The 26123-nt window shown below is 45.1% G+C and carries 21 protein-coding genes and 1 pseudogene; 21 read left to right on the top strand and 1 reads right to left on the bottom strand.

The window, feature by feature from the left end; genetic code table 11:
- The first annotated feature begins 53 nt into the window (after positions 1-53).
- From Q7A_RS12765 to Q7A_RS15580, 3 genes and pseudogenes are all read left to right on the top strand, one after another.
- Entirely contained in the window at positions 54-1598 is a 1545-nt protein-coding gene (locus Q7A_RS12765; RefSeq protein ID WP_014708026.1) for a hypothetical protein, read from the top strand.
- The gene (locus tag Q7A_RS12760; protein ID WP_014708025.1) at positions 1595-2470 is read left to right on the top strand and encodes a TorF family putative porin; all 876 of its coding nucleotides are present in this window, start codon (positions 1595-1597) and stop codon (positions 2468-2470) included. Before Q7A_RS12765 ends, Q7A_RS12760 begins: the two co-directional genes overlap by 4 nt.
- 198 nt (positions 2471-2668) lie before the next feature.
- Positions 2669-3503: pseudogene (locus Q7A_RS15580) on the top strand (DDE-type integrase/transposase/recombinase); the annotation flags it as partial.
- Here Q7A_RS15580 and rarD read toward each other — a convergent pair.
- On the bottom strand, positions 3480-4370 hold the full coding sequence (gene rarD, locus Q7A_RS12740) for an EamA family transporter RarD (protein ID WP_014708024.1): 891 nt from the start codon (positions 4368-4370) through the stop codon (positions 3480-3482). The pseudogene Q7A_RS15580 and the gene rarD sit on opposite strands and share 24 nt — an antisense overlap.
- A gap of 435 nt (positions 4371-4805) precedes the next feature.
- On the opposite strand from rarD, the gene ndhC reads away from it, so the two are divergent.
- The 18 genes from ndhC to Q7A_RS12650 all read left to right on the top strand — a co-directional run bounded on the left by ndhC (position 4806) and on the right by Q7A_RS12650 (position 26079).
- The gene (gene ndhC, locus Q7A_RS12735) at positions 4806-5162 is read left to right on the top strand and encodes an NADH-quinone oxidoreductase subunit A (protein WP_041354701.1); all 357 of its coding nucleotides are present in this window, start codon (positions 4806-4808) and stop codon (positions 5160-5162) included.
- On the top strand, positions 5153-5641 hold the full coding sequence (locus Q7A_RS12730) for a NuoB/complex I 20 kDa subunit family protein (protein ID WP_014708022.1): 489 nt from the start codon (positions 5153-5155) through the stop codon (positions 5639-5641). Before ndhC ends, Q7A_RS12730 begins: the two co-directional genes overlap by 10 nt.
- A 9-nt stretch (positions 5642-5650) precedes the next feature.
- The gene (locus Q7A_RS12725) at positions 5651-6319 is read left to right on the top strand and encodes an NADH-quinone oxidoreductase subunit C (RefSeq protein WP_014708021.1); all 669 of its coding nucleotides are present in this window, start codon (positions 5651-5653) and stop codon (positions 6317-6319) included.
- A complete protein-coding gene (locus Q7A_RS12720) occupies positions 6319-7572 on the top strand; it encodes an NADH-quinone oxidoreductase subunit D (protein ID WP_014708020.1) in 1254 nt (417 codons plus the stop codon). Before Q7A_RS12725 ends, Q7A_RS12720 begins: the two co-directional genes overlap by 1 nt.
- Positions 7569-8081, top strand: a complete 513-nt coding sequence (gene nuoE, locus Q7A_RS12715) for an NADH-quinone oxidoreductase subunit NuoE (RefSeq protein ID WP_014708019.1) — start codon at positions 7569-7571, stop codon at positions 8079-8081. Before Q7A_RS12720 ends, nuoE begins: the two co-directional genes overlap by 4 nt.
- Positions 8081-9379: an NADH-quinone oxidoreductase subunit NuoF gene (gene nuoF / locus Q7A_RS12710; protein WP_014708018.1), complete on the top strand. Its 1299-nt coding sequence runs from the start codon at positions 8081-8083 to the stop codon at positions 9377-9379. The genes nuoE and nuoF overlap by 1 nt, the downstream gene beginning before the upstream one ends.
- Positions 9372-11735 (top strand): NADH-quinone oxidoreductase subunit NuoG, encoded by a 2364-nt coding sequence (gene nuoG, locus Q7A_RS12705; RefSeq protein WP_014708017.1) that lies wholly within the window; start codon positions 9372-9374, stop codon positions 11733-11735. The genes nuoF and nuoG overlap by 8 nt, the downstream gene beginning before the upstream one ends.
- Complete coding sequence (nuoH, locus tag Q7A_RS12700; protein ID WP_014708016.1) at positions 11728-12780, top strand: NADH-quinone oxidoreductase subunit NuoH; 1053 nt, start codon at positions 11728-11730, stop codon at positions 12778-12780. The genes nuoG and nuoH overlap by 8 nt, the downstream gene beginning before the upstream one ends.
- The gene (nuoI, locus tag Q7A_RS12695; RefSeq protein WP_014708015.1) at positions 12777-13268 is read left to right on the top strand and encodes an NADH-quinone oxidoreductase subunit NuoI; all 492 of its coding nucleotides are present in this window, start codon (positions 12777-12779) and stop codon (positions 13266-13268) included. The genes nuoH and nuoI overlap by 4 nt, the downstream gene beginning before the upstream one ends.
- Positions 13269-13279: 11 nt before the next feature.
- Positions 13280-13888, top strand: coding sequence for an NADH-quinone oxidoreductase subunit J (locus Q7A_RS12690; RefSeq protein ID WP_014708014.1), 609 nt, complete (start codon positions 13280-13282; stop codon positions 13886-13888).
- Complete coding sequence (nuoK, locus tag Q7A_RS12685; RefSeq protein ID WP_014708013.1) at positions 13885-14190, top strand: NADH-quinone oxidoreductase subunit NuoK; 306 nt, start codon at positions 13885-13887, stop codon at positions 14188-14190. The genes Q7A_RS12690 and nuoK overlap by 4 nt, the downstream gene beginning before the upstream one ends.
- Before the next feature lie 4 nt (positions 14191-14194).
- Positions 14195-16132 carry an NADH-quinone oxidoreductase subunit L gene (gene nuoL, locus Q7A_RS12680; protein ID WP_014708012.1) on the top strand — a complete coding sequence of 646 codons (1938 nt, stop codon included), beginning with the start codon at positions 14195-14197 and terminating at the stop codon, positions 16130-16132.
- A 15-nt stretch (positions 16133-16147) separates the two neighbouring features.
- Positions 16148-17668, top strand: coding sequence for an NADH-quinone oxidoreductase subunit M (locus Q7A_RS12675; RefSeq protein ID WP_014708011.1), 1521 nt, complete (start codon positions 16148-16150; stop codon positions 17666-17668).
- A gap of 12 nt (positions 17669-17680) precedes the next feature.
- Positions 17681-19114, top strand: a complete 1434-nt coding sequence (gene nuoN / locus Q7A_RS12670; RefSeq protein ID WP_014708010.1) for an NADH-quinone oxidoreductase subunit NuoN — start codon at positions 17681-17683, stop codon at positions 19112-19114.
- Between the two features lie 8 nt (positions 19115-19122).
- Positions 19123-19428: a DUF2818 family protein gene (locus Q7A_RS12665; RefSeq protein WP_014708009.1), complete on the top strand. Its 306-nt coding sequence runs from the start codon at positions 19123-19125 to the stop codon at positions 19426-19428.
- Positions 19429-19616: 188 nt separating this feature from the next.
- The gene (fusA, locus tag Q7A_RS12660) at positions 19617-21713 is read left to right on the top strand and encodes an elongation factor G (protein ID WP_041354697.1); all 2097 of its coding nucleotides are present in this window, start codon (positions 19617-19619) and stop codon (positions 21711-21713) included.
- 226 nt (positions 21714-21939) lie between these two features.
- Positions 21940-22896: a FecR domain-containing protein gene (locus tag Q7A_RS12655; RefSeq protein WP_014708006.1), complete on the top strand. Its 957-nt coding sequence runs from the start codon at positions 21940-21942 to the stop codon at positions 22894-22896.
- Positions 22897-23037: 141 nt separating this feature from the next.
- Positions 23038-26079, top strand: coding sequence for a TonB-dependent receptor (locus Q7A_RS12650; protein WP_014708005.1), 3042 nt, complete (start codon positions 23038-23040; stop codon positions 26077-26079).
- The last annotated feature ends 44 nt before the right edge of the window (positions 26080-26123 follow it).

The following is a 26123-nucleotide window of genomic DNA, read 5'->3' as shown; positions in this document are numbered from 1 at the left end:
CAAATAATAATAACAATGCTGGCAGACATCCTTATTTTTTGAAGGAGAGAGAAATGAACAAAATCAAACTCAGCAAGATACTTTCATTAAGCCTGTCGATCACTGCTGTTGGTAGTATTCATGCAGCAGACATAATTGATCTGACAGGTGGCGATCCATTTTTTTATACCTTTGACCAAATGGTCACTGAGGACAATAAACAAAAATCGCTGTTGGGCGTTGGTCGTCCGGATAAAACCCATTCACAGATCCCGCATCTGCCGGTTTATTACGGTTATATGAGCACCAACTCCACCTACCGTTTTGTCAACGTGGTTGAGCAGGTGTTCACCATGATAGGTGAGGGTAAGCATGGCCTGTGGCGTATCCAGGAAAATGGCACGGTCCGCTTTTATCTGAAAAGAGATGGCCAGGGTCTGGATAAAGCTGCCGATATTCTGGCGGTTGAAAATCAGCAGCACATTGAAGACAACTACAGCTACTACCTGCCAGAGGAAAGTTGGTCAGGCTATAAATATCCTGATCAAAAGTTTAATGAAGAGGGCAAATTAAATTTCGTAGATTTGCCGATTAATCATCCGATTTTTGATCAGCAATATGCAGATCATGAGCCGATTGATTTGGCTAATTATTATTGCACCATGTCTGGCAATGATTATCCCTACGCCAAAATGGCACTGGATTTTGCTTTCAGTCAGCCGGGCGCCAATCAGATTGGACCATTGGGGAAACGGGCGGGTCTAGATGTAAAAGAAAACTACGCCAAAGTCCTGCGGTTGAATCATTTACCCGATGCCCGTTCGTGGGTAAATGTTGGCCAACCCGGCAAAGATGCATTGCATGTTAACTGGCAAGCGGTTGATGCTGATAAAACGAAAGGCGAGTTTTATCTGGTTGAAAGAACTTTCTTTAATAAACCGTATATTTTTCTGACCGCGGTGTATGACAACCCGGATAACACGGACCATCAGTATATTCGTCCGGCAGGGCCTTATTTTGAATCGCTGGGTGGAAAGGGTGCCGAGCTCAAAAGCACTGTTACTAAAACCCCGCGTTTTCATTTAGAGAATGGCGATATTGGTCAGGCAATCGGCCTGCCGCTCTACGGCGTTCACCATCCGGATCGGGCTTCGTATGATTCTGGTGGTGCCTGCCCGTTAAAAGGTGGCGACTGGGGAAGATATCCAGACACCTCGGGTGGCTCATCGTGGCCAACAACTTATGAGGAAGTCACACCACTTTGTGATGCCTTGTTGGTAGATATCAAGTTTTATTCAAACCTTGATGGCCGTGACTGGACTGATCCAAATAAATATCTGGCTAACGCAGGTATGGGAACTGAAACAGTGACCTACAAAATGCAGCCCGGTCATTACGGTGTTTTTACCGATCCCTATAACACTTCACGCGGCATTAAAAATAGCGAAAGCCAGGATCTGCCTGCGGAAATTACCGTGACTTATCCAACAGCAGAGCCGCCGGTTAGTTTTGTAAAACCCGCTGTATCAGAAGTCGTTCAGGGCATGGTGCCTGGAGAATTCTCTACCTGCCGGCCGGTTATTCAGGCCTCACTCGTTGACGAGGTAAATGTTAAATGAAAACTTTTAAATTAAATCACCTGGTTTTATTGATGACCGGTACCGTCATCAGCTCGGCCAGTTTTGCAGATTCTGGACAAGCTGAAGTTGGCCCTGCAAAAGCAGCCAAAGAGTCTGTGGCTTTTGTAGATTATTTAGACCGTGAGGAAGTCTTTGGTGGCAAGTTTTCCACTTGGGTGGAATTTGCTTCTGATTATGTCTTTCGTGGTGAATCAGAGACCAACGATGGTGATATTCCCTCGTTAAAAGGTGCTATTACCTGGACACATAATACTGGCGTTTACCTCGGTTATTACCTTGCCAATAATATGTTTCCCGGTAATGATTCCGAGGGCAATAATCCAAAAATTAACGCTATCTGGGGTCCTTATGTGGGTTATTCGACTCAGGATATCGCCGACACCGGAGTTAACTACAACGGTATGTTTTTCCAGTATGTGTATCCGGGCGACCGCGATTCAAATTATCTGGAAATGTTTAACTACGTCGATAAACAATTCGGCAAAGTAAATATCAAGCTTGAGTATTCACCGACATTGACTGACTGGTTCGGAGTTGAAGATTTGCAGTCACATAATATTGCCATCCACCCTAGCTACACATTACCGCACGGTTTTACTTTGTCAGGTAGTCTGGGCTATCAATTTTTTGATAACAGTGGCCCTAATCTGGATGCCAATGGCAACGGCAAAGAAGAGTTGGACTGGACGCATTGGAACATAGGTATCAGTCGTAATGTGTTTGGCTTTAATGTCGATTTGCGTTACCACGATACCGATATAAAGAAAGGAAAACACGATTTTTACGGCTTTGATAACAATCATCAGATTGTTGATGAACGTTATGTAATCTCTGTTTCAAAATCGTTTTAGCTTTATTTGTAGACACGGATGTTTGTCAGATAAAGTTTTCAGCTAGGGGCAGGCAACTGCTCCTTTTGCCGGTCACAAGTAATTGTGGTCGGCTTTTTTATATCTGTGATTCTTCCTGAAATAAGTTGACACACTGGAGACTTAATTATGGACAAGCCATAAAAGTCAAGACATAAACGTACGCAACGAGATTATACATTGGCCTTTAAATTAGCCATTGTTGACCAGGTAGAAAAAGGCGAGTTGACGTATAAGCAAGCACAAGCTCATTATGGGATCCAAGGACGAAGTACTGTCCTCGTTTGGCTTCGAAAACATGGCCGTCAAGACTGGCATCCATTGAGGTTAATGCCTATGACTCACACCAATCCCACACCTGAACAGCAAATAAAAGCGCTTGAACGCCAGCTTGAGGATGAAAAGCTGAGAAATCTCGTGCTCAATGAGATGATTGATTACATTGATACGACACAAGGAACCCAGCTGCGAAAAAAGCTTGTCACTATGGGGTTAGGAAACTCCAGAGCCAAGCTCAAATAACCTTAACCCGGTTATGTCGCATCATGGGACTTTCCCGCCAAGCCATATATCAGGCTGAAAGTCGCTTCTGCGAGCGTGCAGTTGCCTTGCAGCCAGTGATGGAAATGGTTCAAGACATCCGGCGCTTTATGCCCCGGCTTGGCACACGGAAGCTGTATCATCTGCTCAAGCCCAAGTTTGACGCCTATGGAATTAAACTCGGACGAGCTGTCGTCTGAAGATCATGGGGCATGATGTCTCACACACGATGACCGTGAAAGATATTAGCCGGGCCTTAAAACAGGCGATACGAAATCGCCTGAGCACACAGCCATTGCTTCATCACTCTGACCGAGGGGTGCAGTATTGTTCACAGGAATACCAAAACCACCTTAACGCCAATGCCATCAAACCTTCTATGACCGATGGGTATGACTGTTATCAAAATGCGTTAGCAGAACGTGTGAACGGTATTCTCAAACATGAGTTCTTACTGACTAAATGCCGAAACCTGGTGCTGTTGATATTTTTTCCACATGCCTGCTACAAACAAGATCAATGCCATCCAGATTATTCCAAAGGTAATCAACCGTTCCGGGGGGTAAGCTTCTTTAAGTACATATACCCCAATCACAAACTGAATTGACGGGTTGATATACATAATAAAACCCACCACGGATAAATCGACACGGGTGGCGGCCATGGCGAACAAAACCAACGGTAAGGCGGTCAGTAGGCCTGATCCAATTAATAACAAGGTCAATTGTGCTGTATCACCAAAGACGAGATTATAATCACTGTTTGATGCTTGCCAGAGAATCCAGAACAAAGCTAAGGGTGCCAGCCACAAAGTTTCAATGGTCAGCCCGTTGACCCCATCCACGGGATGTTTTTTTCTGATGAGGCCATAAAGGGCAAATGCCAGAGCGAGGGATAATCCCACCCAAGGCAGCTTGCCGAGACTGAACCATTCCCATAAAACAGCAACGGTGGCCAGAACCCCAGCCCAGGCCTGTAATGGATGCAACTGTTCCTTAAGCAACCATCTCGCCAATAGCAGACTCATTACCGGAGTAATGAAATATCCTAGACTGGCCTCCAGTACTCGATGTTGTGAAACTGCCCAGATGAATATCAACCAATTTATCGCAATCAGCAAAGAGGATAATGCCAACCAGAAGAGCAGTTTTCTATCTGCGAACGTTTTGACTAATTTACGGCCACGACCAAGAAAAAGGCCTACCAGCAAAGTAGCTAGTAGAGACCATAGTATCCGATGTGAGAGCACTTCAACCGCTGAAACACTATTCAAATAACTGAAATAAAGCGGGAAACTACCCCAAATGACATACGCAGCAACAGCAAAAACTAGACCATACATAAATATCTCAGCAGTAAAAATGTGAAAACGACAATCTTGATGTCATGACATGATAGTAGCTTGACTTTCAAGTTGTAGTTGAAAATCCGTTTGCAATGTACTCTTTGAAATTCAGGTCAGGAGCGAGCAGAAGAATTAATTATCATGGATTAAGAACGTATAGGGCCGATGATACTATCATCCATGGAGATAATCGTTTTAGAGTATATGCCCCACGGGGTAAAACACATCTTATCTTCCATAAATTATAAGTTGGTAATTATATGGATCAGTACAGCTTAATTTTTAGTACTTATGATTATTGTCATTACGTGCTTCAAATACGACACGTTAATGTGTACCATTAGGCGTTGATTAAATAAGCACGATATCACTAAAAATAATAATTATCAGGTGTCACACAGACACTAAATCTCGGAAGAGTGGAAGAGCGGCATGTTAGAGGGATACCTCCCCATTTTGTTGTTTATCATTATTGGCATTGGCTTTGGTGTCATGCCTTTAATTGCAGGCTTTATTATTGGCCCACAGCGCCCAGACGCTGAAAAACGCTCCAGCTATGAGTGTGGTTTTGAACCTTTTGAAGATACTCATGGCAAATTTGATGTGCGGTATTATCTGGTAGCCATCCTGTTTATCATTTTTGATTTAGAAATAGCCTTTTTATTCCCTTGGGCCATCGTGCTTGATGAAATCGGTGTATTTGGTTTGCTGGCCATGTTTCTGTTTCTCGGAATTCTGGTGGTGGGATTTATCTATGAATGGAAAAAAGGAGCCTTGGAATGGGAATAGAAGGCGTTCTCCATGAAGGCATTGTCACAACTTCAGCAGATAAATTAATTAATTGGGCCAGAACCGGATCGTTGTGGCCGATGACCTTTGGTTTGGCCTGTTGCGCTGTTGAAATGATGCAAGCAGGCGCTTCACGGTATGACCTGGATCGTTTTGGCGTAGTGTTTCGGCCCAGTCCACGTCAGTCGGATGTGATGATTGTTGCCGGTACTTTGGTCAACAAAATGGCACCGGCACTGCGTAAAGTATATGACCAGATGTCAGAGCCGCGTTGGGTCATCTCAATGGGGTCCTGTGCCAATGGCGGGGGCTACTATCATTATTCTTATTCAGTTGTTCGAGGTTGTGATCGAATAGTGCCAGTGGATATTTATGTCCCGGGTTGTCCACCAACCGCTGAGGCTTTGCTTTACGGGATTATTCAATTACAGAAAAAAATTCAGCGCACTAATACTATCGCTAAAAGCTCACAAGAATAAGGTCGTTGCATGAAATCGCTCAAAGATAAATTACAACAACACTTTGTCAATCAGCTGGTGGAATGTGAGTTTAATCGTGGCGAATTAACGATCCATATTGAAGCGGAACAGATTATCCCGGTATGCAAAGCGTTACGCGATGAGTTTAGTTTTACCCAATTAATTGATTTATGTGGAGTGGATTACTCTGCATACGGCCACAGTGGCTGGGAAACCAAACAGGCCACCGAACATGGTTTCAGCCGGGCGCGTGAACCGTTTTCGCAAATCGACGAAATGGACGAAGGCTTTCGCTATGCCGTGGTTTATCATCTGCTATCAGTGCAACACAATAATCGACTGCGCCTGAAGGTGGATCTGATTGCTGAAACGCCTATTATTGATTCAGTCACCAGCATCTGGCATTCGGCGGACTGGTACGAACGTGAAGCCTTTGATTTGTTTGGAATTCTCTTTAAAGGCCATCAGGATCTGCGACGTATTCTGACGGATTATGGTTTTGTCGGCCATCCGTTTCGCAAGGATTTTCCATTGATTGGCAATGTGGAAATGCTTTATGACCCCGAACAGAAACGGGTGATTTATCAGCCGGTCAGTATTGAACCAAGAACGCTGGTCCCGCGGGTGATTCGTGACGATAACCGTTACCTGCAACCGCATGGCGAGGCCAAGAAATAATGGCTGAAATTAAAAATTACACGCTGAATTTTGGCCCGCAGCATCCAGCAGCACATGGTGTATTACGCCTGATTTTGGAAATGGATGGCGAGGTTATTGTGCACGCTGATCCACATATTGGTTTGTTGCACCGGGGTACCGAAAAGTTGGCTGAGTCCAAACCCTATAACCAGAGTATTGGTTATATGGATCGGCTGGATTATGTGTCGATGATGTGTAACGAACATGCCTATGTGATGGCGATTGAAAAGCTGTTGGGCATTGAACCTCCAGTCCGGGCACAGTACATCCGGGTATTGTTTGATGAAATGACCCGGGTTTTGAATCACCTGATGTGGCTTGGTGCACATGGTCTGGATATTGGTGCTATGACCGTATTTCTTTACTGCTTCCGTGAGCGTGAAGATTTAATGGACTGTTACGAAGCAGTCTCCGGTGCGCGGTTACATGCAACCTATTATCGTCCAGGTGGCGTGTATCGTGATTTACCCAACAGCATGCCGCAATATCAAAAATCCAAATGGCATTCTGAAGCCGAAGTCAAAAAGTTAAATCAAAACCGTGAAGGCAGTCTGCTCGATTTTATTGAGGATTTTTGTCAGCGCTTTCCCAAATGTGTCGATGAATATGAAACGCTGCTGACTGATAATCGAATCTGGAAACAACGTACGGTGGGAATTGGTGTGGTGTCTCCAGAGCGGGCACTCCAATTAGGCTTTACTGGCCCGATGTTACGTGGCAGCGGTGTGGAATGGGATCTGCGGCGCAAACAACCTTATGAAGTGTATGACCGATTGGATTTTGATATTCCAGTAGGTAAAGAGGGCGATTGCTACGACCGATACCTGGTTCGGGTCGAGGAAATGCGGCAGTCAAACAAAATTATGCAGCAATGCGTTGATTGGTTACGTGCCAATCCTGGTCCAGTAATTCTGGACAATACCAAAATTGCTCCTCCCAGCAGAGCAGATATGAAAGATGATATGGAGGCTTTGATTCACCATTTCAAGCTCTTTACCGAAGGTTATTGTGTTCCTGAAGGTGAGGTCTACAGTGCCGTGGAACACCCTAAAGGTGAATTTGGTATTTACATGGTTTCTGATGGTGCCAATAAACCTTATCGAGTCAAAATACGTGCACCGGGTTTTCCCCATCTGGCTTCGATGAATGAAATGGCTAAAGGGCATTTACTGGCTGATGTGGTGGCTATCATTGGCACAATGGATATTGTTTTCGGGGAGATTGACCGATGACCGAAATGTTACAACTTACTGGCCACAAAGATCAGTTATTTAATGAAACTGTGCGGCAACAATTGGATAATTGGATCAGTAAATATCCACCCGGACAGCCACAATCAGCGGTAATACCCTGCTTGCATATTCTGCAGAATGTTCATGAAGGATGGCTTAGTGAAGGCTTAATGCGTGCCTTGGCGGATTATCTGGGAATCCCGGCGATCAGTGTGTTTGAGGTGGCGACGTTTTATACGATGTTCGAACTCAAACCAGTGGGGCAACACAAAATCAGCCTTTGTACCAATATTTCCTGCCAATTATGTGGTTCGCAAGATATCGCCAGACGGATACAAAAAAAGCTGGGTATTGGTTTCGGTCAAACCACTGCTGACGGCAAATTCACATTAAAAGAAGTCGAATGTTTGGGAGCCTGTGTCGGAGCACCAATGTTATTGCTGGATCATGATTATCATGAGCATCTGACCGAAGAAAAAATTGATGCGCTTCTAGACGGGGTGAAATGATGCAACAAAATCAGGTTTGTTTTCGTACTATGCATCTTGATAAGCCCTGGTCTATGGAAGCCTATCGCAGTATCGGTGGATATGAGGTATTGGAGAAAATTCTGCATGAAAAGACCCGCCAGGAAAGTATTATTGAAACCATAAAAAATTCGGCACTGCGTGGTCGCGGTGGAGCGGGGTTTCCTACTGGACTGAAATGGAGTTTTATGCCTCGGCGGATGCCGGGCGATAAATATATTGTCTGTAACTCGGACGAGGGAGAGCCTGGCACCTGCAAGGATCGCGATATTCTGCGATATAACCCGCATCAGTTGATTGAAGGTATGATCATTGCCGGATACACCATTGGTGCACAACGTGGCTACAACTATATCCGTGGCGAATTTTTTGAGCCGATGGAACGATTTGAACAAGCGTTAGCCGAAGCACGCCAAGCAGGTTATCTAGGCAAAAATATTCTGGGTAGCGGCTTTAATTTTGAACTTCATGCTCATCCTGGTGCTGGAGCTTATATATGCGGAGAAGAAACAGCATTACTGGAATCCCTTGAAGGTAAAAAAGGTCAACCGCGTTACAAGCCACCTTTTCCTGCAGGCTATGGATTATATGGTCGGCCCACTACGATCAACAATACCGAAACACTGGCATCGGTGCCAGTCATCTTGCAGCATGGTGCGGACTGGTTTCATGAGCTGGGTACTCCAAATAATGGGGGACAGAAAATCTTTTGTATGACTGGCCACGTCAATAAGCCGGGAAATTATGAAGTGCCACTGGGCATACCCTTTGCTGAGTTATTGGAACTTGCTGGTGGTGTTCGCAATGGCAATAAACTCAAAGCCGTTATTCCTGGTGGAAGTTCGACACCTGTGGTGCCTGCAGAAGCCATGATGCAAACCGCAATGAGTTATGATGGCATCGGCAAAGCTGGATCGATGCTGGGTGCAGGGTCAGTAATTGTTATGGACGAAACCACCTGTATGGTCAAAGCACTGGAGCGTATTGCGTATTTTTATTACGAAGAATCCTGTGGTCAGTGCACGCCATGTCGTGAGGGCACCGGCTGGCTATACCGCGTCATTAAACGTATTGAAAATGGCGAAGGCCGTCAGGAAGATCTGGATCGTCTGGTGGATGTGGCGAACAACATTAACGGTAATACGATTTGTGCTCTGGGCGATGCCGCAGCCGCGCCGGTTATCAGCTTTATCAAGCATTTCCGCGATGAATTTCAGTATCACATCGATCACCACCGTTGCCTGGTTGATGAACCAGAATTGAAGTTGAACTATGGTTAATATCGAAATTGATGGCATTCCACTTAAAGTGGATTCAGCCAAAATGATTATTCAGGCTGCTGATGAGGCGGGTATTGATATTCCGCGTTTTTGTTATCACAAAAACCTGTCAATAGTCGCCAACTGTCGGATGTGTCTGGTGGAAGTTGATAAAGCCCGTAAAGCTTTGCCTGCCTGTGCCACACCGGTGGCGGAAGGCATGAAAGTGTTTACTCAATCAGAAATGGCACTTGCCGCACAACGCGGTGTAATGGAGTTTCTGTTGATCAATCATCCACTTGATTGCCCGATTTGTGATCAGGGCGGCGAATGTGAATTGCAGGATTTGTCGCTGGGCTATGGTAGCGGCATCAGTCGTTTTAGTGAGAAAAAACGTGTAGTTAAGGATAAAGATATCGGCCCGCTGGTTCAAACCGATATGACACGCTGTATTCACTGCACCCGCTGTGTTCGCTTCGGTCAGGAAATTGCTGGTATCAAAGAGTTGGGGGCCACTGGGCGTGGTGAACATATGGAAATTGGCACCTATGTTGAACATAGCCTGGCATCAGAATTATCCGGCAACATCATTGACTTGTGTCCAGTAGGTGCACTCACTTCCAAGCCTTTCCGCTATAAAGCCAGGGCTTGGGAGATGACTTCACACCCTTCAATAGCAATACATGACGCCCTGGGAACAAATGTTGAAATTCATACTCGGCAAAATGAAGTTATGCGCGTGGTGCCCAGAGATAATGAATCCATCAATCAAAGTTGGATCTCAGATCGGGATCGCTTCAGTTATCTTGGCTTAAAGCATCCAGACCGTTTGCTACATCCCATGATTAAACAAAACGGTGAATGGCAAACCACAGATTGGCAGACGGCACTTGAGTTTGCAGTAGAAGGGCTCAAACACGTTAAGATCAAAAATGGTGCTGACCAAATTGCTGGCTTGATTTCCCCCATGGCTACGCTTGAAGAAGCTTATCTGTTCCAGAAATGGCTTCGGAATTTTGGTAGCCATAATATTGATCATCGTTTACGCCAACAGGATTTTAACGATATCGGTCACGAACAATTTAGTCCAGTGTCTCTGGCACAGGTTGAACAAAGTGATGCGATTGTTTTACTGGGGTGTAATGTTCGCGGTGAAGCTCCTTTGTTGGCTCATCGGATTCGGCAATCTGCCTGTGCTGGCGGATTGATAACGGATATTAATTTTTTCAAAACAGATTTGTTGATGCCTGTGGAGCGGCAGGTTGTTGTTAATTCTACACAGTTATTTTCATTATTAAGGGGCGTCGCTAAAGCGTTATTACATCTAGATGCTACGTTAGCAAAAGAATGGGAGCATCTGGTATCGGAAAAAGCGGCCTCGGCGACCGAACAGAATATTGCAATGCAATTGGCGAATGCCAATCAGCCATTGATTGTAGTTGGCGCCATAGCGAATCAACATCCCCAAGCTTCAGTAATCCGCGCCATGGCAGCACTTATCAGTAAACTAACGGGTGCACAACTATTGATCCTTCCTGAGGCGAATAGTCAGGCTTTGCACTTGGCCGGTGCCATTCCGTACAGCGAAATGATGACAGGCTCAAAGCCGGGGCTGGATGCTAAAACAGTCTGGGACGAGCAGTTACGTGCGTATGTGTTATTTAATATTGAACCGGAATTTGACTGTTCCAATCCATCTGCTGCTCAACTTGCCTTACAACGAGCAGGTTTTGTGGTAGCGATAAATAGTTTTCATTGCAACAGCTTGCATGAGTATGCCGATGTATTACTGCCTTTGGCGGCATTTGCCGAAACCTCGGGTACTTTTGTCGGGATGGACCATCAATGGCAGTCTTTTACGGGTGCGGTTTCTCCACCAGGAGAAAGCCGTCCTGGCTGGAAGATTTTGCGTGTTCTCGGTAATATTTCGAAATTTTCTGGTTTTGATTTTGTGTCATCAGAAGGGGTACGTCAGGAGTTAGAAGATCAGTTGAATCGACATTCTTCCGCCAAAAATAGTCTGTATCTTCCCACCGAAATTTTGCCATCTAAAGCCGTACAACTGATTTCAGAAGTACCGATTTATCGAACGGATAGCCTGGTCAGGCATAGCAAAGCCCTGCAGTTAACTCCGGAAAATCAATTCCTGGACATTGTGCGCATTCATCCGGATCAGGCAAAAAAATCTGGGGTGAACCAAGGTGATCCAGTGTTGATTCAACAAGGTGATTTCACCGTCACGACGACAGTATTGATTGATGAGCAGGTAGCGGAAGGTATGGTTTATCTTTCTGCTGCTTCGCCTCTCGCGGCAAAACTGGGTATGGCATTCGGTCAAGTACAATTGTCTGCTGTCACGGAGATGGCAAATGCTTGATTTGCTTACTCAGCACTTGTTACCCAATATCGGAAAGATTCTACTGATCATAGCGATTTTGATGTTGGCGGTTGCCTATCTGACATTAGCCGAACGAAAAATAATTGGTTATATTCAGATGCGTATTGGACCGAACCGTGTTGGGCCACGTGGCTTATTGCAACCGATTGCCGACGGTCTCAAGCTGTTACTTAAAGAAGTTATTGTGCCCAGTCGATCCAATCTATATCTGTTTGTATTAGCGCCGGTTCTGGCAATAGGGCCAGCGCTCGCCGCCTGGGCCGTTATTCCGTTTGATGCGGGCATGGTGTTAGCTGATATCAATGCTGGATTATTATATGTATTGGCCATCACCTCAATGGGGGTTTACGGCATTGTAATTGCGGGTTGGGCTTCTAATTCACGTTATGCTTTTTTAGGTGCGATGCGTAGTGCTGCTCAAGTCGTTTCGTATGAAATAGCCATGGGCTTTGCTCTGGTAGGAGTATTGATTGCTGCTGGTAGTTTGAATCTGAGTGAAATTGTGATGGCTCAGCAAGGTGGCATTTTTTACTGGTACTGGTTACCTTTGTTACCTTTGTTTGTCGTGTATTTTATTTCTGGCGTGGCCGAAACCAATCGAGCGCCATTTGATATTGCTGAAGGCGAATCCGAAATTGTTGCCGGTTTCCACGTGGAATATTCCGGTATGGCGTTTGCGATATTTTTCCTCGCTGAATACGCCGATATGATTTTGATTTCGATTTTGGCCGCCACCTTATTCATGGGCGGCTGGTTATCGCCCTTTCAGGGTATTCCTGTGCTGGAGTCAATGTTCTCCTGGGTGCCGGGATTGGTCTGGTTACTATTGAAAACAAGTTTTTTCCTGTTTATCTACCTATGGATCCGTGCCACATTCCCTCGTTATCGGTATGATCAAGTGATGCGTCTTGGCTGGAAGGTGTTTATTCCAGTGACATTGGTTTGGCTGGTGATCATATCGACTATGCAGGTGTTCGATATTGGACCTTGGTTTAACGACGTTGTCGAGGTGACTACCTCATGATGCAATCCGTACGTCACTTTTTTAAAAGCTATTTTTTATGGGAATTGGTTCAAGGATTACGCTTGACCGGTCGACATTTGTTCTCCCGTAAGGTCACGGTGCAATATCCCGAAGAACAAACGCCGCAATCGCCACGTTTCCGTGGTTTGCATGCATTACGCCGTTATCCCAATGGTGAAGAACGCTGTATCGGCTGCAAGTTGTGTGAAGCAGTATGCCCGGCATTGGCGATTACCATTGATACCGAACCCCGTGAAGACGGCACCCGCCGAACCACGCGCTATGATATCGATTTATTCAAATGTATTTACTGCGGATTTTGTGAAGAATCCTGTCCCGTCGATTCGATAGTAGAAACCCGGGTATTTGCCTATCACTTTGAAAATCGTGGTGAAAATATTATGGATAAACAGCAGTTGCTTGCGATTGGCGATAAATACGAGCCGGAAATCGCTGCTGACCGGGAGGCTGATGCGCCTTATCGATAGGCCGGATAATTATGGAAAAAATACTGTTTTATTTTTTTGCTGGCATATTACTGTTTGCCGCCACCATGGTGATTACGGTACGAAATCCGGTGCGTGCAGCATTGTTTCTGGTGCTGGCCTTTTTTACCAGTGCAGCCATCTGGTTGATGCTGGAAGCCGAATTTCTGGCGATCAGTCTGGTATTGGTATATGTCGGTGCGGTGCTGGTGCTGTTCCTGTTTGTGGTCATGATGCTGGACATAGATACCAGCGTGCTTAAAGAGGGCTTTACCCGTTATCTGCCGTTGGGTTTGTTAGTCGCGGTGTTGATTGTGCTGGAATTAATTGCAGTCTTGGGGGCCGCAAATTTTGGTTTGGATCAAGTGCCAGTTCCTGAAGGTTCTGATGAAAGTAATACCAAAACGTTGGGCCGACTGTTGTATACGGTTTATGTTTATCCATTCGAAATCGCTTCGGTGATTCTGACAGTGGCCATCGTCGCAGCCATTACGCTGACCTTAAGACCCAACAAACGGAAAACCCAGGATCCAGCTGAGCAGGTCAAAGTTCGTAGTAAAGACCGCGTACGTCTGGTCAAAATGGCCTCGGAAAAATGCCAGGATGGGAAACAAAAACCATGATTGCTTTATCTGACTTTCTAATTGTTGCTGCTATTTTATTCAGTCTGTCTGTTGCCGGTATTTTTCTCAATCGCAAAAACATCATTATCCTGCTGATGTGCATTGAGTTGATGTTGTTGGCGGTGAATCTTAACTTTATTGCCTTTTCGTATTTCGCAGGTGATGCAGCTGGTCAGGTGTTTGTATTTTTTATTCTAACCGTCGCTGCAGCCGAAGCAGCAATAGGTTTGGCAATTCTGGTCGTATTATTCCGCAATCTCAGCACCATCAATGTTGATGTTCTCAACCGGTTAAAGGGTTAATGGCATGACCCAGTCACTGTTACTGACCATCGTTTTAGCACCATTAATCGGTAGCATTATTGCTGGATTGTTGGGTAGGAAGATTGGCCGTAACTGGTCACATCGTGTTGCAATTGCCGGTGTCAGTATTGCGTTCTTTTTATCGCTCTGGGTGTTGAAGCTGGTGGTCATGTATGGCGCGACCTATAACCAGGCGGTATATCAATGGTTGCAGGTCGGAAGTCTCAGTATTGAAGTCGGCTTTATGGTGGATTCATTAACCGCTATGATGATGGCAGTTGTGACTTTTGTTTCGCTTATGGTGCATATCTATACCATTGGTTACATGCATGACGATGACGGCTACAGCCGTTTTTTTAGTTATATCTCGCTGTTTACCTTCTCGATGCTGATGCTGGTCATGGCCAATAATTTTATGCAGCTGTTTTTCGGCTGGGAAGCGGTTGGGGTGGTGTCATATCTGCTAATCGGCTTCTGGTACAAAAAGCCCACAGCAATTTACGCAAATCTCAAGGCATTTCTGGTCAATCGTGTGGGGGATTTCGGCTTTCTGTTGGGTATTGCTGCCGTATTAATGTATTCCGGCAGCCTGGATTATCTGGAAGTGTTTAATCAGGCACCGGTTATGGCCGGTCAGACGATTACCTTGTTTGGCAATCATGCCTGGTCATTAATGACAGTGATTGGCATTCTGCTATTTATCGGTGCAATGGGTAAATCAGCGCAGGTGCCACTGCATGTCTGGTTACCGGATTCGATGGAAGGCCCAACGCCGATATCCGCATTGATCCATGCTGCGACAATGGTCACGGCGGGTATTTTTATGGTGGCAAGAATGTCACCTTTATACGAATACTCTGAAACCGCATTGGCATTTATTCTGGTGATTGGTGCGTTTACCGCTTTGTTTATGGGCTTTTTGGGTTTAATTCAGAACGATATCAAACGAGTTATCGCTTATTCGACACTCTCACAGCTCGGCTATATGACAGTGGCACTTGGTGTGTCGGCTTATTCTGCGGCAATTTTCCATTTATTCACCCATGCATTTTTTAAAGCATTGCTGTTTCTAGCGGCCGGTTCGGTCATTCTGGCCTTGCATCATCAGCAGGATATTCGGCAGATGGGCGGGCTGAAAAAATATCTGCCAATCACCTATTGGACCAGTCTGATTGGTACGCTGGCGTTAATTGGTTTTCCTGGGTTGGCGGGGTTTTTCTCTAAGGATGCCATTATTATGGCGGTACATGAGTCCACCATTCCCGGTAGTAGTTTTGCCTTATGGGCAGTGATGATTGGGGTGTTTGTCACCAGTCTGTACAGCTTCCGGCTTTTGTTTCTGGTGTTCCATGGTAAAGAACGTTTTGATGCACACGGCCATCCGCCGCATGAATCCCCCAGTGTAGTTACCTGGCCGTTGATTCTACTAGCGATTCCATCGGTATTGGCGGGCTATTTGATTGGCACTTTAGTGTATGACAATTTCTTCAACGATGCGATAACCGTTATGCCTCAACATGATGTGCTGGCAGCAGCAAACTATCATGGTTTGGCTGGGTTTATTACTCATGGGTTGATGACAGCACCATTCTGGCTGGCGATGGCCGGTTTAGTAACCGCCTGGTATTTGTATCTCAAACGTCCGGATCTGCCAGCCAAAATTCAGCATCGACTGATGTGGCTATGGCAAATTCTGGAAAACAAATACGGCTTTGATGCATTCAATGACAGAGTTTTTGCCGGTGGTTCACGAGGTCTGGGTTGGCTGTTCTCTCGCGTTGGTGATCGAATGTTAATTGATGGTTTAGTGGTTAATGGTGCAGCACGAACAGTGGGCTTAATCTCGAGAGTAGGGCGCAAAATGCAGAGCGGTTATTTGTACCATTACGCCTTTGTAATGATTATCGGGGTGTGGCTGTTGCTCACCTGGTTTGTGGTTTAGGAGCAAGCTGATTAAATGATGGACTTCCCGCTGCTCAGTATATTGATTTTGCTGCCAATTATCGGCGGCGGTTTGCTTTTGTTCTGTAAACAAAATCATGTTTTGGCCCGCCAACTGGCTTTAGTTATCAGTTTAACGACCATGCTGCTGTCGTTTTTGCTGTACATCGGCTTTGATGTCACCAGTCATGAAATGCAGTTTGTTGAACGTTTGTCATGGATTGCCACATTTAATATCGAGTATTATCTGGGCATAGATGGCTTTTCTATGCCACTGATAATCCTGACCACGGTTTCTACAGTTCTGGTTGTAATCGCCGGTTGGCAGGTCATTCAGGATCGGGCAGCGCAATACATGGCTGCTTTTTTGATTATGGAAGGCTTGATGCTGGGCGTGTTTGCATCACTGGATGCCATTCTGTTCTATCTGTTTTTTGAAGCAATGCTGATTCCATTGTTTCTGGTGATTGGTATCTGGGGTGGACCAAACCGGGTCTATGCCACTATCAAGTTTTTCCTCTATACTTTCTTTGGATCTGTTTTTTTGCTGATTGCACTGTTATACCTGCAATTTCAGGCTGGCAGTTTTACCATCCTGGATTTTCACACTGTCAGTTTGACGTTAACCCAGCAAATATGGATTTTCTTGGCATTTTTAATTGCCTTTGCTGTAAAAATACCAATGTGGCCAGTACATACCTGGTTACCTGATGCACACGTTGAAGCGCCTACCGGTGGCTCGGTGATTCTGGCGGCGATCACGCTGAAAATCGGTGGTTATGGTCTACTACGTTTTGCTCTGCCGATTACCCCGGATGCCAGTATGACACTGGACTGGCTGGTCATTGGCTTATCGTTGATCGCCATTGTTTATATCGGTTTTGTCGCGCTGGCCCAATCGGATCTGAAAAAACTGATTGCCTATTCAAGTATTGCCCATATGGGCTTTGTCACCCTGGGCTTGTTTATAATCTTTCGGATTACCGCCAATGAGGCAATCACTATCGGCATCGGTAATGGTCAGGTGCTGGCTATCGAAGGTGCGATGGTACAGATGATTTCGCATGGCTTTATTGCCGCAGCGATGTTTCTCAGTGTCGGTGTGTTATACGACCGAATGCATACCCGTGAAATCAGTGCCTATGGTGGTGTTGCCAACAGCATGCCGAAATTTACCGCACTGGCCGTGTTCTTTGCGATGGCTAATGCCGGATTGCCCGGTACTTCGGGGTTTGTCGGCGAGTTTATGGTGATCCTGGCAGCGTTCCAGGCTAACTTCTGGTATGCCTTTCTGGCGGCCACGACATTAATTCTGGGGGCGGCATATACCTTGTGGATGGTCAAACGGGTATTTTTTGGCGAGATCGCCAATGATGAAGTCGCCAAATTACAGGATATTAATTCACGAGAAATGCTGCTATTGGCAAGTCTGGCGGTTATTGTATTAGTGATTGGTGTTTGGCCAGATCCGTTACTAAATGTGATGCATGCGTCAGTAGATAATCTGCTGCTGCAAATCACTCAGTCAAAGCTTTAAAGGACACACCAGATGGCGTTTGAGGTTCCAAATATGCTGTTTGCCCTGCCAGAGATGCTGATGCTGGCTATGTGCTGCATTGTGCTGCTGGTGGTGGCATTTACCGTTAATCGTCGAATCAATTTAGTACATGCATTAAGCCAATTGAGTCTGTTAGTAACCTTTTTGACGGTTTTCTGGATGATGGGCGAGGGTGGCCTGACTTTTTCGGAAACCTATATCAAAGACCCGCTAAGCGATGTGCTTAAACTAGCGATCTGTCTGGTGAATATGCTGGTGTTGAGTTATTCCTACAGTTATTTGCAGGCCCGAAATTTATTGCAAGGCGAGTTTTATGTACTGGCGTTGTTTGCCACCCTGGGCATGCTGGTAATGGTTTCGGCACATCACTTTTTGACGCTGTATTTAGGTTTGGAACTGATGTCGCTTTGTCTGTACGCCATGGTAGCAATGCAACGTGATTCATTTGCCGCTACCGAAGCCGGAATGAAGTACTTTATCCTGGGCGCATTGGCCTCGGGCATGTTGCTTTACGGCATGTCGATTATCTACGGGGTCACTGGTGAATTAGGTATCCAGGCCATTGCAGTAGCCTTAGACACTGAAGACTTGAATCAGACAGTGCTGAGTCTGGGCATTGTGTTTCTGGTGATTGGTATCGGTTTTAAATTTGGTGCGGTACCGTTTCATATGTGGTTACCGGATGTCTATCAGGGGGCGCCCACAGCCATTACTTTATTTGTGGCCAGTGCACCCAAAATAGCGGCTTTTGCGTTATTGATACGCATATTGACGGAAGGTATGGGCGATATGCTCAGTGTGTGGCGCGATATGCTGATCATGCTGGCGGCGTTATCGATCATCCTGGGTAATGTGCTGGCAATTGCACAAAGCAATTTAAAACGGATGCTGGCGTATTCCACCATTTCTCACGTTGGCTTTTTGTTATTGGGTGTTTTGGCCGGAACCCAGGCAGGCTATGCTGCAGCATTGTTTTATACGCTGGTTTACGCACTGATGACGTTAGGCAGTTTCGGTATGATTCTGCTGCTGAGTCGTGAAGGCTTTGAAGCTGAAGAGATAGAAGACTTTAAAGGTCTTGGACAACGTCATCCCTGGCATGCGTTGATGATGCTGTTACTGATGTTTTCCATGGCAGGTATTCCACCACTGGCCGGTTTCTATGCGAAATTAGGCGTGATTAAATCAGTCGTCGATGTTAATTTACTCGCCGTTGCAATTGTTGCCGTCGTGATGTCGGTTATTGGTGCGTATTATTATTTGCGGGTGGTCAAAGTGATGTTCTTCGACACAGCCACCGAAAAGCCCCATATTGCAGCCACAACCTCAATGCAGTACCTGCTGAGTGGCAACGTATTAGCAGTACTGTTACTCGGTCTGTTTCCAGGAAGTTTATTTGCGCTTTGCGCCAGAATATTTAGTTAGGTTTAAAAATGTCGATTTGGTTACTGCTGTTGATTATGTTTGTGCTGGCAAATTTACCTTGGGTAAACTCACGATTATTTCTGTTTATCCCGTTAAAAAATGGTAAAAATGCCTGGTTGAGACTGTTTGAAGTAGTGGTATATTATTTTGTAGCTCTACTGGTCTCCATCGCTTTTGAGCAGCAATATGCAGGTAATATTTATCCCCAGCAGTGGGAGTTTTTTGTCACTACCTTGAGTTTGTTTCTGGTGTTTGCCACACCGGGCGTGGTGTATCGGCATCAATGGTTGCCATTACAGAAAAAACTACGCTAAAAATCGCAAAAATGCGCCCGTTAAGTGCGTAGTAATTCAATCCGAAATTTCAAAAGACTGCTATCAGGGCACTTAGAGGCTTTGATATCAATTCGGGATGCATCCCGAAGCATTGTAGTTTAGAATTTGCGGGTTTAACTCCCTGATGATGTAACAACATCGGTTTTTCACACAAAAGAGACAGGATTATGGCTTCTTCCGATTTATCCAAGTACAGAAATATTGGTATTTTCGCTCACGTTGACGCGGGCAAAACCACCACAACCGAACGTATCCTTAAACTGACCGGCAAAATCCATAAGTCTGGTGAAACCCATGACGGTGAATCCACAATGGACTTTATGGATCAGGAAGCCGAACGCGGAATTACTATCCAATCAGCGGCGACTACCTGTGAGTGGAAAGGTCACCGACTGAACGTTATCGATACTCCAGGCCACGTTGACTTTACTATCGAAGTTTACCGTTCACTGAAAGTACTTGACGGCGGTATCGGTGTTTTCTGTGGTAGTGGTGGTGTTGAACCACAATCAGAAACCAACTGGCGTTATGCGAATGACTCTGAAGTTTCCCGCCTGATCTATGTCAACAAATTAGATCGTATTGGTGCTGACTTCTATCGTGTTGTAAAACAGGTTGAAGACGTTCTGGCGGCAACCCCGCTGGTTATGGTTCTGCCAATCGGTGTCGAAGATGAATTTACCGGTGTTGTTGACTTGCTGACCCGCAAAGCATGGATCTGGAAAGATGACAAAAATGCTGAAGATTACACCATTGGAGAGCCACCAGCTGATATGGCTGATGCTATCGAAGAATGGCGTGAAAAACTGATCGAAACGGCTGTAGAGCTTGATGATGATTTGATGGGTAAGTACCTAGATGGCGAAGAACCTTCTATCGAAGATCTGAAAAGATGTATCCGTAAAGGTACCTTGCAATTGGATTTCTTCCCGACTTACTGCGGTAGCTCATTCAAAAACAAAGGTATGCAGTTAGTGCTGGATGCTGTTGTTGATTACTTGCCTGATCCAACTGAAGTTGATCCACAACCAGAAGTTGATTTGGAAGGTAACGAAACTGGTAAACACGCTATCGTTGATATCAAAGGCCCATTACGTGCCTTAGCATTCAAAATTATGGATGACCGTTTCGGCGCATTGACCTTCGTTCGTGTCTACTCAGGCGAATTGAAAAAAGGCGATACCATCCTTAATACTTTCACCGGCAAAACAGAGCGTGTTGGCCGTATGGTGGAAATGCATGCCAATGACCGTAACGAACTGGATTACGCACATGCTGGTGATATCATAGCCATCGTCGGTATGAAAGATGTTCAGACCGGTCACACCTTATGTGACCCGAAAAACCCGGCGACATTGGAACCAATGGTATTCCCGGATCCAGTTATCTCAATCGCTATTGCGCCTAAAGATAAAGCTGCCGCTGAAAAACTCGGTGTCGCACTGGGCAAAATGATTAAAGAAGATCCTTCTTTCCGTGTTGAAACCGACGACGATAGCGGTGAAACCATTATGAAAGGTATGGGTGAATTACACTTGGATATCAAAGTCGATATCCTGAAGCGTACCCATAACGTTGATGTAATTGTTGGTGAGCCGCAGGTTGCTTACCGTGAAACTATTACGCAAAAAATCGAAGACAGTTACACCCACAAGAAACAATCGGGTGGTTCTGGTCAATTCGGTCGTATCGACTACATCATTGAACCAGGTGAGCCAGGCAGCGGTTTCAATTTTGAATCAACTGTAACCGGTGGTAGTGTTCCTCGTGAATACTGGCCAGCTGTTGAAGCCGGCTTCAAGAAAATGATGGGTCGTGGTGTGTTAGCAGGCTTCCCATTACTTGATGTTAAAATTAACCTGTTCGATGGTGCATTCCATGCCGTGGATTCATCAGCAATGGCCTTTGAAATTGCTGCAATGGGCGCTTTCCGTCAAACCATTCCGAAAGCCGGTCCACAATTGCTGGAACCTATCATGAAAGTAGACGTGTTCTGCCCGGATGATAACGTCGGTGATGTTATCGGTGACTTGAACCGTCGTCGTGGCATGATCAAATCGCAGGATGCGGGCGCAACAGGCGTGCGTATCAAAGCTGAAGTCCCACTGAGCGAAATGTTCGGTTACATCGGTACTCTGCGTACCATGACATCCGGTCGAGGTCAGTTCTCAATGGAGTTCCTGCACTACCTGCCATGCCCACGAAATGTGGCAGAAGAAGTTATTAAAGAAGTTAAAGAGCGCGAAGCTGCTGCGAAAAAATAAGCAGTTACTAAAAGTTCGATTGAGAAAGGGGCGTTTATCGCCCCTTTTTTTTGTGGCTGTAATTTATTATCGAAAGCTTATAAGACACCAGATTTAACTGTTTTATTGAAGAGTCATTCAACGGAACCAGTGAGCTGGCTGACAAATCTAAATGATAATTATTTGTTTTTGTTGGCGGGTTTAGCGAAAATGCCACAAGGTATTTAGCAAAACCGAGAAATAAATAATGTTTGAAAAAAACTTGGGCGAGCAACCAACGTCGAAACAATCCATTAAACAAGCCTGTGAATGGATGGCACGGTTATGGGCTGATGACGCAACAGAAAAAGATCATTTAGCCTGTCAGGAATGGCGTGCTGCAGCAACAGAAAATGAACAGGCTTGGCTGAAAGTACAGCAGTTACAACAACGTTTTCAAGTTGTGCCAGATCCAGAAGTTGGCAGCAAATTATTAAGGCAACATAAATCAGTTTCGCGCCGCCAGTTCATTTCCTATGGAGGTCTTGGCATTGGTCTCGGCGTGCTTGGCACCGGTTATTTCACTTCAATGGCTATTAATTCTACGGACTACGCCACCCATACTGGTGAAATACAGAATTTAGCTTTGGCAGATGGAACGCGACTGTTCCTAAATACCACTACACGGCTGGATATTAATTATGACCAGAACAAACGTGAAATTCTATTGCATGAGGGAGAGGTTTATATTGAAACTTCTCCAAATCCTTTGCCTTTGACTGTAGTTTCACGAGAGGGAGTGCTACGTCCATTAGGAACGCGTTTTACCGTCAGAGTTATGAGTGAACAAGTTCAATTGGCCGTATACCAGGGAAGGGTACAGATCCAACCAGCGCAATCTAGCAGCACGAATGTTATTGACTCGGGGTTGGGGGCTGACTTTAATCGGTTTGGTTTTATAAAAGACTTTGCAGCAGATGCCTCTGATATAGCTTGGACTGCTCACAAACTGGCTGTTGCCAATATGCCATTAAACAAATTTGTTGAAGAATTATCTCGTTATCGCCCAGGGGTACTGCGGGCCAGCCCTGAACTGACTTCATTGACCGTCACTGGTGTGTTTTCCTTGTATGACACTGACCGTATTCTCAAACAATTAACAGAGGTTCTTCCCGTCAGATTGCAAACGTATACTTCCTATTGGGTTAACATACTTCCGGTTTAATTTGATTTTCAAACAGCGAACCCCATACCCTTCACTTTACATTCCTATATGTAAATACAAATCATTTAGCTTTTTCTTACGGGTTTAACGTTCTCATTCGGTATACAGATTACAACTTGATGAGAAATGTAAGGAATCCGTATGTCGTCGCGACCGTTTTCACGACTAAAACCCATCGTAATTAGCCTGTCCTTGGCAGGCATAGTGCCATTCTATGCATTGCCTGTTGTTGCTGAAACGGTTTTGTCCGAGGTTCAGCAGTTCAACATTCCAGCAGGAAATCTGGATCAGGTGTTAAATCATTTTGGCTTGGAAGCCGGGTTAGAACTCTATCTCGATGGCTCCTTGATACAAGGACAAACCAGTCATGGTTTGAATGGCCAATACAGTGCGTTGGAGGGGTTACGCACATTGCTTCAAGGCACAGGATTGACTGCTATCCAGCAAGCCGATGGGGCTTACCGTATTGGCTCACCCGATGATATTTATCAAGACAATAATCTCGCTGGATCCGTGCAACTTGATGCAATTGATGTGACGGGTAAAAGCTTTGCGTTTACACGTGATGAGCAAGGTTATAACGATGTATTCGACAAAAATATTTCAAACACTTTTGCAGGTAAAAAGGAGCTTGAACGATTTAAAGGTTCCTCTCCAGCAGACATGCTGAGTGGCATGCTCAATGTTTACAGTTCAGACGCACGTAACAGTGGAGGACTTGACCCCAATATTCGTGGCATACAAGGACCAGGCCGTGTGCCAGTCACCATTGACGGAACAGAACAGGCCATCACTATATGGCGTGGTTATAACGGTGCAAATAATCGTAGCTATATTGATCCAAATTTGATTGGTAGTGTTCAGGTTTTAAAAGGACCTAATCTGGAACGAGATGTTCACAGTGGAATAGGTGGGGCAGTTGTAGCCTCTACGTTGACAGTTGATGATGTTCTAAAACCTGGCGAAGTGTTTGGTGGTGAACTTAAAGTTGAGGGAAGTAACAACGCCGTTACTGCAGATGTTCCTCGTTTATCAACTGGAACTCCTTATACCGACATACCGGGATTTACAGCTTCTGGCGATATCTACGATCCGACATTATTAGTTGAGCCTCATAGTGGTGGCCAAAGTTATTGGGATGATTACGCTTATCGGCTTGCTATAAGCACACGCCAGGATTTTTTCGATCTGATGGGGGCTTATGCTTACCGTAAAAAAGGCAATCATTTTTCTGGTAAACATGAAGATGGTTTTTACTCACAGGGCTCAGAAAATATTCAAGAAAACCTTGTCCCTAATTTAGCCAATGTCTATAAGCCAGGTGATGAACTACCTAACACCTCCAGTGAAATGGAGTCCTGGCTAGCTAAGGCAACAGTTAAGTTCAGTGATAATCACAATCTAAAATTTGGTTATCGTGAAACTGATACTACATACGGCGAAATTTTTCCTTCACGTATTCTTTGGGACAAAGCTGTTGATGACGGCGTGCCACAGTGGCCGTTAAGCACGGTCGATAGCAAAGCTTATAACGTCGAATATCAATTCAATCCTGAAAATAACCAATGGGTCGACCTGTATGCCAGTGTCTGGAGAACCGACACAGTAAGCAACACTTATACCGCTGGTGGTTACCCTAATGAACCTTATGATAGAGAAACCTCTGGTGACCATCGGCTCATTAATACCGGATTGCGAAATGCAATAGAGAAACGCAATGGTCTGACATTAAGCAATACTTTCTCACTTTCGAATAACCTCGACTTGACACTGGGTGGACGCTATCAGCATGAACAATTGCGTAGCGATGATGACTATGACGATCCGAATTTACAACGATTTTTCCGTATGGTTCCTAAAGAAGGCCGTCGGCAGGAAAAAGACTTTAATTTTAACTTTGCTTGGAAGCCTACCAGCGTTATCAACATTGATGCGGGTATGCGCTATTCGTCATTTTGGACCTTTGATGATTTCCGTAAAAGTAGGCTGGATGCAGGTGATACCAATTTCACTAGATATACTCCAATTACTGGACAAACGATTCATTATGATTATGACTACACTCTCACTCAGGATGATGTTCAGCCCGCTATAGATAATTTTGAAGCCAATCGCGCCTTTTATGAAATGTTCGGCGCTGATGTTGATGCGCTGATTCAAGCCGAATTGGACAAAGTTGGTAGCACTACCACAATGTCTGAAAGTGCTGTTTGGGAAAAAAACAGTAATGGAAAATATAGCCGAGAAAATCACCCCTGCCTAAATGCAGAGGTAGAGATAACAGCTTGCCATAATGGTATACGGCAAACAGGTGATGTGCAGACTGTACAAAAAGTCAAACATCTTAAAGGGGATGGTTGGGCTCCCATTTTTTCTGCAGCGCTTGACTTGCCAAATGATAGCCGTGTTTATGCCCGCCATAGTCAGGCATATCGTTTTCCAAGTCTATTTGAAAATACCATCAGTTTTTCAGCATCACTACCCAGTCCAGATTTTCAACTGAAACCCGAGCATATTTATAGCTATGAGTTGGGTTATGTGCAAAACCTGACCCGATGGGTTGCTGCTGAGTACGCCGATCTAAAACTCAGTTATTTCTACAATCGCACCGAAAATGTCATTGAACGTGATCCTAATATGAACTTCAGCAATCTGGAAAAACAAACGATTGAGGGCGTCGAATTTCAGGGGCGATATGACACAGGACGGTTTTTTACCAACCTCAGTCTGGCTTATAACTTTAGAAATGAGGTTTGCGATGAGCACTCCGCTGTGATGCTGGATTACCTCTCTACAAGTGATTGTGTTGATGACGGTTTTGTGGGTGGTTATCTCGTCAGTATGGCCATGCCTGAATACACCGCCAGTTGGACATTAGGCGGGCGTTTCCTCAAACGTAAACTGGAGGTGGGCAGTCGAGTGACCTACTACTACAAACACGAAGATAAATTCGATAGTAATTATCGTGATCCCAGCGAAATTACCTATTTCGCCAATACGCCATTGTCCTGGGACACGATTCTATTATTTGATGCTTATGCCAGCTATCAGTTAAACGACGATCTGAATATTGAACTTACCGGTACAAATTTAACTAACGAATATTACCTCGATCCGATGAGTCGATCGGCTATTCCTGCACCGGGTAGGACTGTAAAGCTCAGTCTGACGGCTAAATTCTGAACAAAAGGAGGTGAGATCTAGAAAAAAACTATGTTTAAGCAAAC

The organism is Methylophaga nitratireducenticrescens (assembly GCF_000260985.4).
GTDB lineage: Bacteria > Pseudomonadota > Gammaproteobacteria > Nitrosococcales > Methylophagaceae > Methylophaga > Methylophaga nitratireducenticrescens.
This window is presented reverse-complemented; position numbering and strand designations above follow the sequence as displayed.

Bases quoted from the DNA above. Each gene is read 5' to 3' on its own strand.
- Q7A_RS12655 (WP_014708006.1), top strand. From the start codon at position 21,940: ATGTTTGAAAAAAACTTGGGCGAGCAACCAACGTCGAAACAATCCATT.
- Q7A_RS12765 (WP_014708026.1), top strand. From the start codon at position 54: ATGAACAAAATCAAACTCAGCAAGATACTTTCATTAAGCCTGTCGATC.
- Q7A_RS12720 (WP_014708020.1), top strand. From the start codon at position 6,319: ATGGCTGAAATTAAAAATTACACGCTGAATTTTGGCCCGCAGCATCCA.
- nuoN (WP_014708010.1), top strand. From the start codon at position 17,681: ATGGCGTTTGAGGTTCCAAATATGCTGTTTGCCCTGCCAGAGATGCTG.
- Q7A_RS12665 (WP_014708009.1), top strand. From the start codon at position 19,123: ATGTCGATTTGGTTACTGCTGTTGATTATGTTTGTGCTGGCAAATTTA.
- Q7A_RS12725 (WP_014708021.1), top strand. From the start codon at position 5,651: ATGAAATCGCTCAAAGATAAATTACAACAACACTTTGTCAATCAGCTG.
- Q7A_RS12690 (WP_014708014.1), top strand. From the start codon at position 13,280: ATGGAAAAAATACTGTTTTATTTTTTTGCTGGCATATTACTGTTTGCC.
- Q7A_RS12730 (WP_014708022.1), top strand. From the start codon at position 5,153: ATGGGAATAGAAGGCGTTCTCCATGAAGGCATTGTCACAACTTCAGCA.
- nuoL (WP_014708012.1), top strand. From the start codon at position 14,195: ATGACCCAGTCACTGTTACTGACCATCGTTTTAGCACCATTAATCGGT.
- Q7A_RS12760 (WP_014708025.1), top strand. From the start codon at position 1,595: ATGAAAACTTTTAAATTAAATCACCTGGTTTTATTGATGACCGGTACC.
- nuoH (WP_014708016.1), top strand. From the start codon at position 11,728: ATGCTTGATTTGCTTACTCAGCACTTGTTACCCAATATCGGAAAGATT.
- fusA (WP_041354697.1), top strand. From the start codon at position 19,617: ATGGCTTCTTCCGATTTATCCAAGTACAGAAATATTGGTATTTTCGCT.
- Q7A_RS12650 (WP_014708005.1), top strand. From the start codon at position 23,038: ATGTCGTCGCGACCGTTTTCACGACTAAAACCCATCGTAATTAGCCTG.
- nuoE (WP_014708019.1), top strand. From the start codon at position 7,569: ATGACCGAAATGTTACAACTTACTGGCCACAAAGATCAGTTATTTAAT.
- nuoI (WP_014708015.1), top strand. From the start codon at position 12,777: ATGATGCAATCCGTACGTCACTTTTTTAAAAGCTATTTTTTATGGGAA.
- rarD (WP_014708024.1), bottom strand. From the start codon at position 4,370: ATGTATGGTCTAGTTTTTGCTGTTGCTGCGTATGTCATTTGGGGTAGT.
- Q7A_RS12675 (WP_014708011.1), top strand. From the start codon at position 16,148: ATGATGGACTTCCCGCTGCTCAGTATATTGATTTTGCTGCCAATTATC.
- nuoF (WP_014708018.1), top strand. From the start codon at position 8,081: ATGCAACAAAATCAGGTTTGTTTTCGTACTATGCATCTTGATAAGCCC.
- nuoK (WP_014708013.1), top strand. From the start codon at position 13,885: ATGATTGCTTTATCTGACTTTCTAATTGTTGCTGCTATTTTATTCAGT.
- nuoG (WP_014708017.1), top strand. From the start codon at position 9,372: ATGGTTAATATCGAAATTGATGGCATTCCACTTAAAGTGGATTCAGCC.
- ndhC (WP_041354701.1), top strand. From the start codon at position 4,806: ATGTTAGAGGGATACCTCCCCATTTTGTTGTTTATCATTATTGGCATT.